This is a genomic window from Streptomyces carpinensis (genome assembly GCF_002154505.1).
GTDB lineage: Bacteria > Actinomycetota > Actinomycetes > Streptomycetales > Streptomycetaceae > Streptomyces > Streptomyces carpinensis.
Genome location: NZ_MUBM01000175.1, coordinates 1 through 14,397 on the forward strand (window position 1 = coordinate 1; position 14,397 = coordinate 14,397).

Annotated in this window: 13 protein-coding genes; 11 read left to right on the forward strand and 2 right to left on the reverse strand. The window is 72.9% G+C overall.

The features are described 5' to 3' along the window. Window positions 1-21: 21 nt before the first annotated feature. The 6 genes from BZY54_RS23415 (at window position 22) to BZY54_RS23440 (ending at window position 6,110) form a co-directional block, all read left to right on the forward strand. Window positions 22-1,398 carry a DUF2252 domain-containing protein gene (locus BZY54_RS23415; RefSeq protein WP_244217304.1) on the forward strand — a complete coding sequence of 459 codons (1,377 nt, stop codon included), beginning with the start codon at window positions 22-24 and terminating at the stop codon, window positions 1,396-1,398. 110 nt (window positions 1,399-1,508) lie between these two features. Beyond that, on the forward strand, window positions 1,509-2,357 hold the full coding sequence (locus BZY54_RS23420) for a J domain-containing protein (protein ID WP_086727302.1): 849 nt from the start codon (window positions 1,509-1,511) through the stop codon (window positions 2,355-2,357). A gap of 110 nt (window positions 2,358-2,467) precedes the next feature. Further along, the gene (locus BZY54_RS23425; protein ID WP_086727303.1) at window positions 2,468-2,815 is read left to right on the forward strand and encodes a rhodanese-like domain-containing protein; all 348 of its coding nucleotides are present in this window, start codon (window positions 2,468-2,470) and stop codon (window positions 2,813-2,815) included. 573 nt (window positions 2,816-3,388) lie between these two features. Further along, a complete protein-coding gene (locus tag BZY54_RS52310) occupies window positions 3,389-4,132 on the forward strand; it encodes a DUF5819 family protein (RefSeq protein WP_425276305.1) in 744 nt (247 codons plus the stop codon). Continuing rightward, entirely contained in the window at window positions 4,129-5,346 is a 1,218-nt protein-coding gene (locus BZY54_RS23435) for an HTTM domain-containing protein (RefSeq protein WP_086727304.1), read from the forward strand. The genes BZY54_RS52310 and BZY54_RS23435 overlap by 4 nt, the downstream gene beginning before the upstream one ends. Beyond that, complete coding sequence (locus tag BZY54_RS23440) at window positions 5,343-6,110, forward strand: TrmH family RNA methyltransferase (RefSeq protein ID WP_086727305.1); 768 nt, start codon at window positions 5,343-5,345, stop codon at window positions 6,108-6,110. Before BZY54_RS23435 ends, BZY54_RS23440 begins: the two co-directional genes overlap by 4 nt. Before the next feature lie 29 nt (window positions 6,111-6,139). Here BZY54_RS23440 and paaN read toward each other — a convergent pair whose 3' ends face one another. Beyond that, window positions 6,140-7,831, reverse strand: a complete 1,692-nt coding sequence (gene paaN, locus BZY54_RS23445; RefSeq protein WP_086727306.1) for a phenylacetic acid degradation protein PaaN — start codon at window positions 7,829-7,831, stop codon at window positions 6,140-6,142. Between the two features lie 194 nt (window positions 7,832-8,025). On the opposite strand from paaN, the gene BZY54_RS23450 reads away from it, so the two are divergent. Beyond that, window positions 8,026-9,540 (forward strand): 3-hydroxyacyl-CoA dehydrogenase, encoded by a 1,515-nt coding sequence (locus BZY54_RS23450; RefSeq protein WP_086727307.1) that lies wholly within the window; start codon window positions 8,026-8,028, stop codon window positions 9,538-9,540. Beyond that, window positions 9,537-10,127: a TetR/AcrR family transcriptional regulator gene (locus BZY54_RS23455; protein WP_086727308.1), complete on the forward strand. Its 591-nt coding sequence runs from the start codon at window positions 9,537-9,539 to the stop codon at window positions 10,125-10,127. The genes BZY54_RS23450 and BZY54_RS23455 overlap by 4 nt, the downstream gene beginning before the upstream one ends. 12 nt (window positions 10,128-10,139) lie before the next feature. On the opposite strand, the gene BZY54_RS23460 is transcribed toward BZY54_RS23455, so the two are convergent. Further along, window positions 10,140-10,622 (reverse strand): Lrp/AsnC family transcriptional regulator, encoded by a 483-nt coding sequence (locus BZY54_RS23460; protein WP_086727309.1) that lies wholly within the window; start codon window positions 10,620-10,622, stop codon window positions 10,140-10,142. A 189-nt stretch (window positions 10,623-10,811) separates the two neighbouring features. On the opposite strand from BZY54_RS23460, the gene pdhA reads away from it, so the two are divergent. Genes pdhA through BZY54_RS23475 form a run of 3 tightly spaced genes read left to right on the forward strand, consistent with a single transcriptional unit; the run spans window position 10,812 to window position 14,334 of the window. Further along, the gene (gene pdhA / locus BZY54_RS23465) at window positions 10,812-11,951 is read left to right on the forward strand and encodes a pyruvate dehydrogenase (acetyl-transferring) E1 component subunit alpha (RefSeq protein WP_086727310.1); all 1,140 of its coding nucleotides are present in this window, start codon (window positions 10,812-10,814) and stop codon (window positions 11,949-11,951) included. Next, on the forward strand, window positions 11,948-12,955 hold the full coding sequence (locus tag BZY54_RS23470) for an alpha-ketoacid dehydrogenase subunit beta (RefSeq protein WP_086727311.1): 1,008 nt from the start codon (window positions 11,948-11,950) through the stop codon (window positions 12,953-12,955). The genes pdhA and BZY54_RS23470 overlap by 4 nt, the downstream gene beginning before the upstream one ends. Continuing rightward, the gene (locus BZY54_RS23475; protein WP_086727312.1) at window positions 12,952-14,334 is read left to right on the forward strand and encodes a dihydrolipoamide acetyltransferase family protein; all 1,383 of its coding nucleotides are present in this window, start codon (window positions 12,952-12,954) and stop codon (window positions 14,332-14,334) included. The genes BZY54_RS23470 and BZY54_RS23475 overlap by 4 nt, the downstream gene beginning before the upstream one ends. Window positions 14,335-14,397 lie beyond the last annotated feature (63 nt).

Below are 14,397 nucleotides of genomic sequence, written 5' to 3' on the forward strand. Positions count from 1 at the left end.
GGGACCTGGCGTGCGGGGCGGGTGCCGGTGGTGTCCGGGTTCGCGCGATGGCCCGTCGACGGCTCGCCCAAAGCGGAGGGCAAGGCGCTGCGCAAGCGCGTCGCGCGGTCCGCGCACGCCGCGTTCGAGGCGGACGCCGGCCGCCCGGACGCACTCACGGCCGTCGAGGAGTCCAATCAGGACCGCATCCCCGAGCTGACGCCGATCCGGGTCGGCCGGATGGCGGCGACACCGTTCGCGTTCCTGCGCGGTTCGGCGGGCCTGATGGCCTACGACCTCGCGCGCGCCCCCATGACCGGCGTCGGCGCCCAGATCTGCGGTGACGCGCACGCGGCCAACTTCGGTCTGTACGCAGACGCCCGCGGCGGCCTGGTGATCGACCTCAACGACTTCGACGAGACGGTCCACGGTCCCTGGGAGTGGGACCTCAAGCGGCTCGCGGCCTCACTCGTGCTCGCGGGCCGGGAGGCGGGCTGCGACGAGGACAGCTGCCGTGCCGCCGCCCAGGACGCGGTGGGCGCCTACCGGCGCACCATGCGGCTGCTGGCCCGGCTCCCGGTCCTGGACGCCTGGAACGCCATCGCCGACGAGGAACTCGTCTCCCACACCGACGCCCACGACCTGCTCGGCACGCTGGAGCGGGTCTCGGAGAAGGCGCGGGCCAACACCAGCGGGCGCTTCGCGGCCCGCTCGACGGAACGGGCCGCGGACGGCGGGCGCCGTTTCGTGGACGCCCCTCCGGTCCTGCGGCGGGTGCCGGACGCGCAGGCCGCGGCGGTGGCGGCGTCGCTGGAGCAGTACCTGACCACGCTCTCGGAGGACCGGCTCCCCCTGCTGGCCCGCCACGCGGTGCACGACGTCGCGTTCCGGGTGGTCGGCACGGGCAGCGTGGGCACGCGGTCGTACGTCGTGCTGTTGCTGGACCACCGCGGTGAGCCCCTGGTGCTGCAGGTGAAGGAGGCCCGGCTGTCGGCGCTGGTGCCGCACCTGGTGACCGCCGGTTTCGCGACGCCGGAGGTGGACCACGAGGGCCGCCGGGTGGTGCTCGGGCAGAAACGGATGCAGGTGGTCAGCGACATCCTGCTGGGCTGGACGACCGTGGAGGGCCGGCCGTACCAGGTACGGCAGTTCCGCAACCGCAAGGGCAGCGTCGACCCGGCCGCCCTCCCCGCCGACCAGATCGACGACTACGGCCGGATGACCGGCGCGCTCCTGGCCCGGGCACACGCCCACAGCGCGGACCCGCGGCTGATCGCCGGTTACTGCGGCAAGAACGAGGAGCTGGACGAGGCGATGGCCGCGTTCGCCGTCGCCTACGCCGACCGCACCGAGGCGGACCACGCGGACCTGGTGGCTGCGGTGCGGGCGGGGAGGATCGCGGCCGAGATCGGGGTGTAGCCGACTGGGGCGGGCGCGCCTCTCCGAGGCCGGTGCGGCTTCCGGGAGGTGTAACTCCCTGAGGGATACGGAGGTCCGGTCGTCGGCGGGCGCGGCGCTACGCTGGTCGGGTGACGACCCCGGAAGCTGAGCAGGGTGACGTCGCCGGAGCGGATCGGGCGACGTCACAGGGCGCTGCGGCGCGGCCCGAGGCGCGGTTGGAGCGGGCCGTGCGGGCCGCCGAGCAGGCGCTCATCGAGTACGAGATCGCGGTGGAGACCTTCCGGGTGGAGGTGGAGAACTTCTCCCGGCTGCACCAGCAGAGACTCGGCCCCCTCTACGCCCGTCTCGACGAGCTGGAGGCGCAGATCGCCGAGGCCCGGGCCGCGCGCACCGGTGATCCCGAGGACCTGCGCCAGGCACAGGAGGCGCGGGCCCGGCTGCAGCCGATCCCCGGCGTCGAGGAACTGCTGCACGGCTGGATGGACGGGGACGGGCTGTTCCCGGAGGCCGTCGCGATGCTCACCGACCAGCCGGTGCGGCCCCCGCAGCGGGTCCGTCCGAGCGAGGAGGCCCGCAGCCTCTACCGGGAGCTGGCCCGCAAGGCCCACCCCGACCTGGCGCAGGAGGACGACGAGCGCAAGCGGCGCGAGGAGTTCATCACCCGGGTCAACGCCGCCTACGCCCGTGGCGACGAGGAGGAGCTGCGCCGGCTGGCCGAGGAGTGGGCCGCCGGCCCCCGGCCCGCCGAGCAGGGGCCGAGCCACAGCGAGGAGCTCTACGCCCGCCTGGAATGGCTCGCCCAGCGCAAGGAGATGCTCACGCTCGTCGCCAAGCAGCTGGAGGACAGCGCGATCGCCGCGATGCTCCGGCTGGCACCGGACGACCCCGACGGCCTTCTCGACGAGATCGCCGCACAGCTGCGCGACGACGTGGCGAAACGGGAGTCGGAGCTGGCGGAGCTGCTGGCCGGCGGCTGACAGGCTGCCCGGGCTCGACCGGCCCGGGCCCTGCCCGGCGCCCATAGCCGCGTGGTGATCGCCCCGGCTCGCGCTTCGGGTGCTCCGTGCGCTTCGGGTAGCGTCGGAGCATGCATTTCGGAGCTGGTGTACCCACGGTCGAGGTCCAGGACCTCAAGGACGGCGACTTCCTGCTGGACGTCCGCGAGGACGACGAGTGGCAGGCCGGCCACGCCGAGGGGGCACTGCACATCCCCATCAGCGAGTTCGTGGCCCGCTACGGCGAGCTGACGCAGGCGGCTCCCCAGGACGGGCGGGTTCATGTGATCTGCCGCTCCGGCGGTCGTTCGGCCCAGGTCGCGATGTACCTGGTCCAGCAGGGCGTCGACGCGGTGAACGTCGACGGCGGCATGCAGGTGTGGGCGGCCGTGGGCCGGCCCGTCGTGACCGACGAGGGAAAGCCCGGCCACGTGCTCTGACACGGCCCGGTCCATGCGTCCCCGGACCTCGCGCGGGTGGCGAGTTCGGTGTCGTGCACGGCTGAGCAACCCGCCGCTGCCTTCGCCGTTCCAGCGCGAAGCCGCGGCTCGTCACCGGCACCGACGTTGATCCTCTGCCTGCGTGCGGGCCGTGTGCACCGCCTCACCGTCATTCGGGCGAAGGCGGACATCGCGGTACCGAACGTGGTGCGGGTCCGATCGTCGACCGAAGTCGGGGCTGTGCCCGGCGGACGGGTCTGAGTACCGTTCCGTGCGGCGCCGGGGAGTGGCGCGTGTGGGCAGAGCGGGATCGGGAAACGGGGCGGCGGAATGGACGCGCACGACGAGGACTCGAACGCCCCGCACGGGCCGGGCGGGCGGCACGGGCCGGGTGGGGCTGGCCGGACCGGTGAGCCCGATGCGCCCGGAAGGGCTGATGGGAACGATGAGCTTCGCGGGACCGACGAGCCCCACAGGACCGACGGGGCCGGTGATCTGCTCAACAGGTCCGACAGGGCCGGTGCGCTGCCCCACGGGACTGACCAGACCGGTGATCTGCCCCCCAGGACGCAGGTGACCGGCCGGGCCGAGGCGACCGACGTGATGGCCGCCGGCTTCCAGGACACGGACGTCGAACCGCAGGACGGTCCCGAGACACTCGCCGGTACCCGCCTCGGTGTCGCTGCGCTCTCCCCGCGCTACCAGGTGGGCGTCGCGCTGGCGCTCGCGGCGGTGGCGGCGGTCACCTGTGTGCACCTCGGCATGGTGTTCCTGCACGTCGCACCCTCGAACACGGTGACGAAGCAGCACGGCAAGGCCATCGACGACTGGATATACCCGGAGTTCGAGCAGAACTGGAAGCTGTTCGCGCCGAACCCGTTGCAGCAGAACGTCACGGTCCAGGTGCGCGCCGAAACCCGCGCCGCGGACGGCGGCACCGCCACCACCGGCTGGTACGACCTGTCCGCGGAGGACGGCCGGGCCATACGCGGCAACCTGCTGCCCAGCCACACCCAGCAGAACCAGCTGCGCCGCGCCTTCGACTACTACGCCGGCACGCACGACAAGGACAACCGCCCGGTGGGCCTGCGCGGCGCCCTGTCCGAGGAGTACATGCGCCGCATCGTCGTGATGCGTCTGGACCGCGACCACGCGGCCGGCCGGGGCGGCACCCTCGAGCGTGTCCAGGTCCGCATCCGCACCGCCGCCGTGCCACCGCCCGGGTGGAGCGGGGAGAAGGTGTCGTCCGCGCCCGTGGACCGGGTGCTGCCGTGGTGGACGGTCTCGGCCGGTGAGGCCGGGGGAGGTGTGCGGTGAACCAGCTAGCCCTCTCCGTCTCCCGGGGGATCGCCCGGATCACCGAGGCGGCCCTGGGTCCCTTCCAGACGGCCGTCATACGCGTCGGCTTCTCCGCGACCTGGCTGCTGTTCCTGCTGCGTGAGTATCCGCACCGCCAGGAGCTGTACGGCCCCGACGGCCCGTGGAACTGGGACCTCGGCCGGCAGCTGACGGGGGACAACGGCGCGTTCACCGCCCTGTTGTGGTTCAGGGGCCAGTTCTGGTTCGAGACCGCCTATGCGCTGGCCGTGCTCGCGAGCCTGCTGCTGATGCTGGGCTGGCGCACCCGCACGATGTCCGTGCTGTTCATGCTGGGCGTGCTCTCGCTGCAGAACCGCAGCGTGTTGGTGGGCGACGGCGGCGACAACGTCCTGCACCTGATGTCGCTGTACCTGGTCTTCACCCGCTGCGGCCGGGCGTGGTCGCTCGACGCACGGCGGGCCGGGCGGATCCGGGCGGCCCGCGCGCGAGGGGAGCGGGTGCCGCCCGACCGGGCGGGTCCCCTGCTGTGGGGCGTCCTCGGAGCGGTCCTCGTCGGGGTCACGGCGGCGGGCAGGATGCAGGGCGAGTGGCTGGTGCCCGTGCTCCTGTGGGGCGTGTGGGTGGCGCAGGCCCTGCGGTGGGTCGTCGAGCGGCGCGCGAGGTCGGCCGAGCCGAGGGTCCTGCTCGACGTGATCGCCAACATCATGCACAACGCCGCCCTGTTGGTGATCATGACCGAGGCGTGCCTGATCTACGCGACGGCCGGCTGGTACAAGATCCAGGGTTCGCGCTGGCAGGACGGCACCGCCGTGTACTACCCGCTCCACCTGGACTACTTCTCGCCCTGGCCGGCCCTGGGCGACCTGCTGTCCTCCAGCGGGACGATGCTGATGCTCGTCACCTACGGGACGGTGATCGTGCAGGTCGCCTTCCCCTTCACGCTGTTCAACCGGCGAGTGAAGAACGTCCTGCTGGTGGCCATGATGACCGAGCACGCCGTGATCGCGGTCGTCCTGGGCCTGCCCTTCTTCTCGCTGGCGATGATCGCGGCGGACTCGGTGTTCCTGCCGACGTCGTTCCTGCGCCGGCTGGGCGAGGGGGCGGCACGCGCGCGTGCCCGGCTGCCGCGGGGCGGTGGCGGCCGTCCCTCCCCGGAGGAGCCGCGCTCGCCCGGGGACAGCGAGCCGGCGCGCGTAGGCTTCCCGGCATGACGGACCCCGCACCCGACCCCGTGCGCGCCTGGCGCCGGCTCGCCGACGCCGCCGCGCCCACCGTGCTGCTCGACGGCTTCCATGCCCTCAAGCACGCGCTGCGCTTCGGGGCCGAGGTGCCGGTGGCGGTCACCGCCGACCGGCGGGCGGCGCTCGCCCTCGCCGAAGAGCTGGCCCCGGACGTGCGGGACACCCTGGACGCCCTGCTCGCCGAGGTGCCGCGGGACACGTACGCGTCGCTCGTGCCGCGTCCGCATCCCACCGCCGTGGCCGCGCTCGCCCTGCGGCCCTCCCGCGAGGCGAATCTGCGGACGCTGGCGCGCACGCCCCGCAGCGCGCCGGTCCTCGTCCTGGACCAGCCGCGCAACCTGGGCAACGCGGGTGCGGTGATCCGGCTGGCCGCCGGTTTCGGAGTGACCGGGGTGGTCACCACCGGCACCCTCGACCCCTGGCACCCGACGGTGGTGCGCGGCGGGGCGGGGCTGCACTTCGCGACCGCCGTGGAGCGGCTGGCCGTGGACGAGCTCCCGCGCGGGCCGCTGTTCGCGCTCGACCCGGAGGGCGAGGACATCCGCGGGCTGAAGCTGCCCGACGACGCGGTGCTCGCCTTCGGCTCCGAGCGCAGTGGTCTGTCCGCCGAGCTGCGGAAGCGCACCGACCATCTGGTGGCCCTGCCGATGCGCCCCCAGGTCTCCAGCTACAACCTCGCCACCAGCGTGGCGATGACGCTCTACCACTGGAGTGCGACCGGGGGCGCACCCTGACGGGCGGCCGAGACGGTCGGTGACAGGCCCTACGCCTCGCGGCGGACCTCCACGACGCGGAAGCGGTTCGCCACGAACGCGCCGTCGCACAGGGCCGCGTTGGCCGCCGGGTTGCCGCCGGAGCCGTGGAAGTCGGAGAAGGCGGCCGTCTGGTTGACGTACACCCCGCCGATGAGGTTCAGCGACAGCTGGGCGGCCTCCTCCAGGCACACCTCCTGCACCGCCCGCTCGACCTCCTCGTCGGTCGTGTAGGCGCCCACCGTCATGGCGCCCTTGTCGCGGATCGTGCGCCGCAGCAGCTCCACCGCGTCGGCGGCCGAGTCGACGGCGACGGCGAAGGAGACGGGGCCGAAGCACTCGCTCATGTAGGCGGCCTCGTCGTCCGGCTTGGCGCCGTCCAGCTTCACGATCACCGGCGTACGGACGACCGCGCCCGGGAAGTCGGGGTTGGCGACCTCGCGGGATGCGAGGGCGACCTCACCGAGGGCCGCCGCGGCCTCCAGACGGGCCTTGACGTCCGGGTTGACGATCGCGCCGAGCAGGGCGTTCGCCCGTGCGTCGTCGCCGAGCAGGCCCTCGACCGCCTTCGCGAGGTCGGCCGCCACCTCGTCGAAGGACTTGGGTCCCTCGTCGGTGCGGATGCCCGCCCGGGGGATCAGCAGGTTCTGCGGGGTGGTGCACATCTGGCCGCTGTACAGGGACAGCGAGAAGGCCAGGTTGGAGAGCATCCCCTTGTAGTTGCCGGTGGACTCCACGAGCACCGTGTTGACGCCGGCCTTCTCGGTGTAGACCTGAGCCTGGCGGGCGTTGGCCTCCAGCCAGTCGCCGAAGGCCGTCGAGCCCGTGTAGTCGATGATCCTGATCTCCGGGCGGGTGGCGAGCGTCTTGGCGATGCCCTCGCCCTGGCGCTCGGCGGCGAGCGCGACCAGGTTCGCGTCGAAGCCCGCCTCGGTCAGCACCTCGCGGGCGATCTTCACCGTGAGCGCGAGCGGCAGCACCGCGCGCGGGTGCGGCTTGACCAGGACCGCGTTGCCGGTGGCCAGGGAGGCGAACAGGCCCGGGTAGCCGTTCCACGTCGGGAAGGTGTTGCATCCGATGACCAGGGCGACGCCCCGGGGGACCGGCGTGAAGTTCTTGGTGAGGACGAGCGGGTCGCGCTTGCCCTGCGGCTTGGTCCACTCGGCGGTCTCGGGCGTGCGGACCTGCTCCACGTACGCGTACGCCACCGCCTCCAGGCCGCGGTCCTGGGCGTGCGGGCCGCCCGCCTGGAACGCCATCATGAAGGCCTGGCCGGAGGTGTGCATGACCGCGTGCGCGAACTCGTGCGCCCGGTCGCTGATCCGCTTGAGGATCTCCAGGCAGACCACGGCGCGGATCTCCGCGCCCGCGTCGCGCCACGCGCCCTGGCCGGCCTTCATGGCGGGCAGCAGCACGTCGATGTCCGCGTGCGGGTACGTCACGCCCAGCTCGATGCCGTACGGCGAGATCTCGCCGCCCACCCAGTCGTCCGTGCCGGGCTGGCCGAGGTCCAGGCGAGTGCCCAGGAGGGCGTCGAAGGCCGCCTTGCCGGCGGCCGCGTCCAGGCTGCCGTGCTCCCCGTAGGCCTTGGGGTGCTCGGGGTGGGGCGACCAGTACGCGCGCGTGCGGATCGCTTCCAGGGCCTGGTCGAGAGTGGGCCGGTGGCGGGCGATCAGCTCGTGCGTGGTCAGTTCGGCGGCCATGCGGGACCAACTCCTTGTCTCAAGAGCTCCTCGTCGAGCTCATGACCTGGCAGAAACATGGGCAGGGACAGCCGGTCAGAGTTAGAGTAACCGAACGATCGGTCGGGGCAAGTGGTCCGCCGCGTCTGTGGAAAAGTCGGACCAGAGGGGGTCCGCCGCATCTGTGGGAAACGCCGTGCGGGAGGATCGCGCACATGACAGCACTCGACCTCAGCAGCCCCGTGGCCGTCGTCGGCACCGGCACCATGGGCCAGGGCATAGCCCAGGTCGCGCTGGTCGCCGGCCACTCCGTGATCCTGTACGACGCCGCGACCGGGCGGGCCCGTCAGGCGGCCGCCGCGATCGGGGCCCGGCTCGACCGGCTCGTCGAGAAGGACCGGCTCACCGGCGCCGACCGGGACGCCGCCCGTGCCCGGCTGAAGCCCGCCGAGAGCCTCACCGAGCTCGCGGACTGCGCCCTGGTCGTGGAGGCCGTCCTGGAGCGGCTGGACGTCAAGCAGGAGCTGCTGAAGGAACTGGAGGGCATCGTCACCGACGACTGCCTGCTCGCCACCAACACCTCGTCCCTCTCGGTGACCGCCATCGGCGGGGCGCTGCGCAACCCGGGCCGCTTCGTGGGCCTGCACTTCTTCAACCCGGCCCCGCTGATGCCGCTGGTGGAGGTCGTCTCCGGGTTCGCCACCGACGTCACGTCGGCCACGCGCGCGTACGAGACGGCCCGCGCCTGGGGCAAGACCCCGGTCGCCTGTGCCGACACCCCCGGCTTCATCGTCAACCGCATCGCGCGCCCCTTCTACGCCGAGGCCTTCGCCGTCCTGGAGTCCCAGGCCGCCGATCCCGCCACGATCGACGCGGTCCTGCGCGAGTCCGGCGGCTTCAAGATGGGTGCCTTCGAACTGACCGACCTCATCGGCCAGGACGTCAACGAGTCCGTGACGCACTCCGTGTGGCAGTCCTTCTTCCAGGACGTGCGTTTCACGCCGTCGCTCGCCCAGCGCCGCCTGGTCGAGTCCGGCCGGCTCGGCCGCAAGAGCGGCCACGGCTGGTACGACTACGGCGACGGCGCCGAGCGCCCCGAGCCGCACACCGCCGAGCGGGCACGGCCGCCCGCGTACGTCGTCGCGGAAGGCGACCTGGGACCGGCCTCGGAGCTGCTCTCACTGATCCGCGAGGCGGGCATCCCGGTCCGCGAGGAGGACGAGGACAACGGCACCCGACTGGTGCTGCCGGGCGGAGGCCAGCTGGTCCTCGCCGACGGGCAGACCTCCGTCGAGTTCCGGGACGTCGTCTACTTCGACCTCGCGCTCGACTACCGCCGGGCCACGCGGATCGCCCTGTCCGCCTCCCAGGACACCGCCCCGCAGACCCTCGCGGAGTCCACCGGCCTCTTCCAGGCACTCGGCAAGGACGTCAGCGTCATCGGCGACGTCCCCGGAATGATCGTCGCCCGGACGGTCGCACGGATCGTCGACCTGGCGCACGACGCCGTTGCCAAGGGCGTGGCTACCGAGGAGGACATCGACACGGCGATGCGCCTGGGCGTCAACTACCCCCTCGGCCCCTTCGAGTGGAGCCGCCGGCTCGGCCGGACCTGGGCCTACGGGCTGCTGGACGACCTGCACCTGCGTGACCCGTCCGGACGCTACGCCCCCTCCCTCGCGCTGTACCGCCACGCCTACGCCTCCGAGAAGCGGGAGGGCACCTCATGACCACCGCACGGCGCGACACGTACACGCCCGAGACGCTGCTGTCCGTGGCGGTGCGGGTCTTCAACGAGCGCGGCTACGACGGCACCTCCATGGAGCACCTGTCCAAGGCCGCCGGCATCTCCAAGTCGTCGATCTACCACCACGTCACCGGCAAGGAGGAGCTGCTGCGCCGGGCCGTCAGCAGGGCGCTGGACGGGCTCTTCGCGATCCTCGACGAGGAGCACGCGCGCGTGGGGCGCGCCGCCCAGCGCCTGGAGTACGTCGTGCGGCGCATGGTCGAGGTGCTCATCGCCGAACTGCCCTACGTGACGCTGCTGCTGCGCGTGCGCGGCAACACCGCGACCGAGCGCTGGGCGCTGGAGCGCCGCCGCGAGTTCGACCACCGGGTGGCCGAACTGCTGAAGGCGGCGGCCGCGGACGGGGACGTGCGCGGTGACGTGGAGGTGCGGCTGGCGACCCGCCTCGTCTTCGGGATGATCAACTCGATCGTGGAGTGGTACCGGCCCGACAGCCGGGGGATGAGCGAGCAGGACGTGGCGGACGCGGTGGCGCAGCTGGTCTTCGGCGGTCTGCGCAAGGACGGCTGATCACGCACGCGTTCACCGCTGCGGTTCCAGGTCCTCCTCCTCGAACACCAGCAGCGTGCGGGTGCTGAGCACTTCGGGGATCGCCTGGAGCCGGGTCAGCACCAGCTCGCGCAGCGCCCGGTTGTCCGGCGTGTGCACCAGCAGCAGGACGTCGAAGTCGCCGCCGACCAGGGCGATGTGGGAGGCGCCGGGCAGCCGGCGCAGCTGCTCGCGCACCGTGCGCCAGGAGTTCTGCACGATCTTGAGCGTGATGTACGCGGACGTGCCGTGCCCGGCGCGTTCGTGGTCGACGCGGGCCCCGAAACCGCGGATGACACCGTCCTCGACGAGGCGGTTGATCCGGGCGTAGGCGTTGGCGCGCGAGACGTGGACCCGTTCGGCCACCGACCGTATCGAGGCGCGGCCGTCGGCCTGGAGCATCTGCAGGATGTCCTGGTCCACGGCGTCCAGCGGGCGGGGCGGCGGCTGGGCGGCGCTGTCCGGGCTCTCGGCCATTTGTTCAGGAGCCATGTCCCCCCGCCTCTCTGCCATGGACGTACTGCGTCCATACCATGCTGTGGAGAACCGTTTGTCCACAGCCCGGGGCCGCCTGTAGCCAAAATGTGCCGACGACCGAACAATCGGTAGGTGAGGCGGGTCACGGCCGACGCGCCTCCCGTAGCCGCTCCCACGAGGAGGTCCGTCATGACGGTCATGGAGCAGCGGGGTGCCTACCGGCCATCGCCGCCGCCCGCCTGGCAGCCCCGTACCGACCCCGCGCCGCTGCTGCCCGACGCGGAGCCCCACCGCGTCCTGGGGACGGAGGCGGCCGCGAAGGCCGACCCGGAGCTGCTGCGCCGCCTGTACGCGCAGGCGGTGCTCGGCCGTCGGTACAACACACAGGCCACCGCCCTGACCAAGCAGGGCCGGCTCGCCGTCTACCCGTCCAGCACCGGCCAGGAGGCCTGCGAGATCGCCGCCGCGCTCGCCCTCCAGGAGCAGGACTGGCTCTTCCCCAGCTACCGCGACACGCTCGCCGTCGTGGCACGCGGTGTGGACCCCGTCGAAACCCTCACGCTGCTGCGCGGTGACTGGCACACCGGCTACGACCCCTACGAGCACCGGGTCGCCCCGCTGTCCACCCCGCTCGCCACCCAGCTGCCGCACGCCGTCGGCCTCGCCCACGCCGCCCGCCTCAAGGGCGACGACGTGGTGGCGCTGGCCATGGTCGGCGACGGCGGCACCAGCGAGGGCGACTTCCACGAGGCGCTGAACTTCGCCGCCGTCTGGCACGCCCCGGTCGTCTTCCTGGTGCAGAACAACGGCTTCGCCATCTCCGTCCCGCTCGCCAAGCAGACCGCAGCGCCCTCCCTGGCCCACAAGGCCGTCGGGTACGGCATGCCGGGCCGCCTGGTCGACGGCAACGACGCCGCCGCCGTCCACGAGGTGCTCACCGACGCGGTACGGCACGCGCGCGAGGGAGGCGGCCCCACCCTGGTCGAGGCGGTGACCTACCGCATCGACGCCCACACCAACGCCGACGACGCCACCCGCTACCGCGGTGCGGCCGAGGTCGAGGCCTGGCGCGACCACGACCCGGTCCAGCTGCTGGAACGGGAGCTGACCGGCCGCGGACTGATCGGCGAGGACGAGATTGCGGCCGTCCGCGAGGAGGCCGAGACGATGGCCGCGCGGCTGCGCGAGCGCATGAACCAGGACCCGGTGCTCGACCCGATGGACCTGTTCGCCCACGTCTACGCGGAGCCCACCTCCCAACTGCGCGAGCAGCAGGCCCTGTTGCGGGCCGAACTGGAGGCCGAGGCGGAGGAGGGCACCGCCCGATGAGCACCGTCGCACTCAAGCCGGCCACCATGGCCCAGGCCCTCACGCGCGCCCTGCGCGACGCCATGGCCGCCGACCCCGCCGTGCACGTCATGGGCGAGGACGTCGGCACCCTCGGCGGTGTCTTCCGCGTCACCGACGGACTCGCCAAGGAGTTCGGCGAGGACCGCTGCACCGACACCCCGCTGGCCGAGGCCGGCATCCTCGGCACCGCCGTCGGCATGGCGATGTACGGCCTGCGCCCGGTCGTCGAAATGCAGTTCGACGCCTTCGCCTACCCCGCGTTCGAACAGCTCGTCAGCCATGTGGCGAAGATGCGCAACCGTACGCGCGGGAAGATGCCCCTGCCCCTGACCATCCGCATCCCCTACGGCGGCGGCATCGGCGGGGTCGAGCACCACAGCGACTCCTCCGAGGCCTACTACATGGCGACTCCGGGGCTCCATGTCGTCACGCCCGCGACCGTCGCCGACGCCTACGGGCTGCTGCGCGCCGCCATCGCCTCCGACGACCCGGTCGTCTTCCTCGAGCCCAAGCGGCTGTACTGGTCGAAGGACTCATGGAACCCGGACGAACCGCAGACCGTTGAACCGATCGGCCGCGCGGTGGTGCGGCGCACCGGCAGGAGCGCCACGCTCATCACCTACGGCCCGTCCGTGCCCGTCTGCCTCGAAGCCGCCGAGGCGGCCCGGGCCGAGGGCTGGGACCTGGAAGTCGTCGACCTGCGCTCGCTGGTGCCGTTCGACGACGAGACGGTGTGCGCGTCGGTCCGGCGTACCGGACGCGCGGTCGTCGTTCACGAGTCGGGCGGGTTCGGCGGCCCGGGCGGAGAGATCGCCGCCCGTGTCACGGAGCGCTGCTTCCACTATCTGGAGGCGCCGGTGCTGCGCGTGGCCGGGTTCGACGTCCCCTACCCGCCGCCGATGCTGGAGCGCCACCACCTGCCCGGCGTCGACCGGATCCTGGACGCCGTGGCGCGTCTGCAGTGGGAGGCCGAAAGCCGATGACACAGGTGCTGGAGTTCAAGCTCCCCGACCTCGGGGAGGGGCTGACCGAGGCGGAGATCGTCCGCTGGCTCGTCGACGTGGGCGACGTCGTCGCCGTCGACCAGCCGGTCGTCGAGGTCGAGACGGCCAAGGCGATGGTCGAGGTGCCCTGCCCGTACGGCGGCGTGGTCACGGCCCGCTTCGGCGAGGAGGGCACGGAACTGCCCGTGGGCGCCCCGCTGCTGACGGTCGCCGTCGGGGAGGCCGCCGAACCGCCCGCCGAGGGCGAGACCGGCGGCTCCGGCAACGTCCTGGTCGGCTACGGCACAGGGGCGCCACCGGCGCGCCGTCGCAGGGTGAGGCCCGCCCCGGACACGTCGGGACCGGACGGTGGAGCAAGCGGCTCGGCCCCCGGCGTGGACCAGCGCCCCGTGCTCGTGCCGGCGGCGGTGGCCGAGCGCGCCGCCCGGCCCGCCGACGGCCCCGTCCCCGTGATCTCCCCGCTGGTGCGCCGGCTCGCCCGGGAGCACGGCGTGGACCTGCGGCAGCTGTCCGGCTCCGGACCCGACGGGCTGATCCTGCGCGCGGACGTCGAGGACGCGTTCACGGCCGGGACGGCACCGAGCCGCGCGGCGAAGACGCCCGTCACACCCGCCGCGACCGCCGCCTCGGGTGCGTCCGCGCCCGCCCCGGCGAACACCCCGGCCGCCGCCGGCACCCGGATCCCCCTCAAGGGTGTCCGAGGCGCCGTCGCCGACAAGCTCTCCCGGAGCCGTCGCGAGATCCCGGACGCGACGTGCTGGGTGGACGCCGACGCGACGGAACTGATGCGCGCCCGGGCGGCCATGAACGCGGCAGCCGGGCCGAAGGTCTCGCTGCTCGCGCTCCTCGCCCGGATCTGCACCGCCGCGCTCGCCCGCCACCCCGAGCTCAACTCCACGGTCGACACCGAGGCCAGGGAGATCGTCCGGCTCGACCAGGTGCACCTGGGCTTCGCCGCGCAGACCGAACGCGGGCTCGTCGTCCCCGTCGTACGGGACGCGCACGAGCGGGACGCCGAGTCGCTGACCGCCGAGTTCGCCCGGCTGACCGAGGCGGCCCGCGCGGGCACGCTGACGCCCGGCGAACTCACCGGCGGCACCTTCACGTTGAACAACTACGGGGTGTTCGGCGTCGACGGCTCCACGCCGATCATCAACCACCCCGAGGCCGCCATGCTCGGCGTCGGCCGTATCGTCCCCAAGCCGTGGGTGCACGAGGGCGAGCTGGCGGTGCGGCAGGTCGTCCAGCTCTCGCTCACCTTCGACCACCGGGTGTGCGACGGCGGCACGGCCGGCGGATTCCTGCGCTACGTGGCCGACTGCGTGGAGCAGCCGGCGGTCTTGCTGCGCACACTCTGAGGCCGGAACAGGTCCTGAGGCCCCGCCCACGTTCCCTGTGATCGTGGGTGGGACGCATACTCG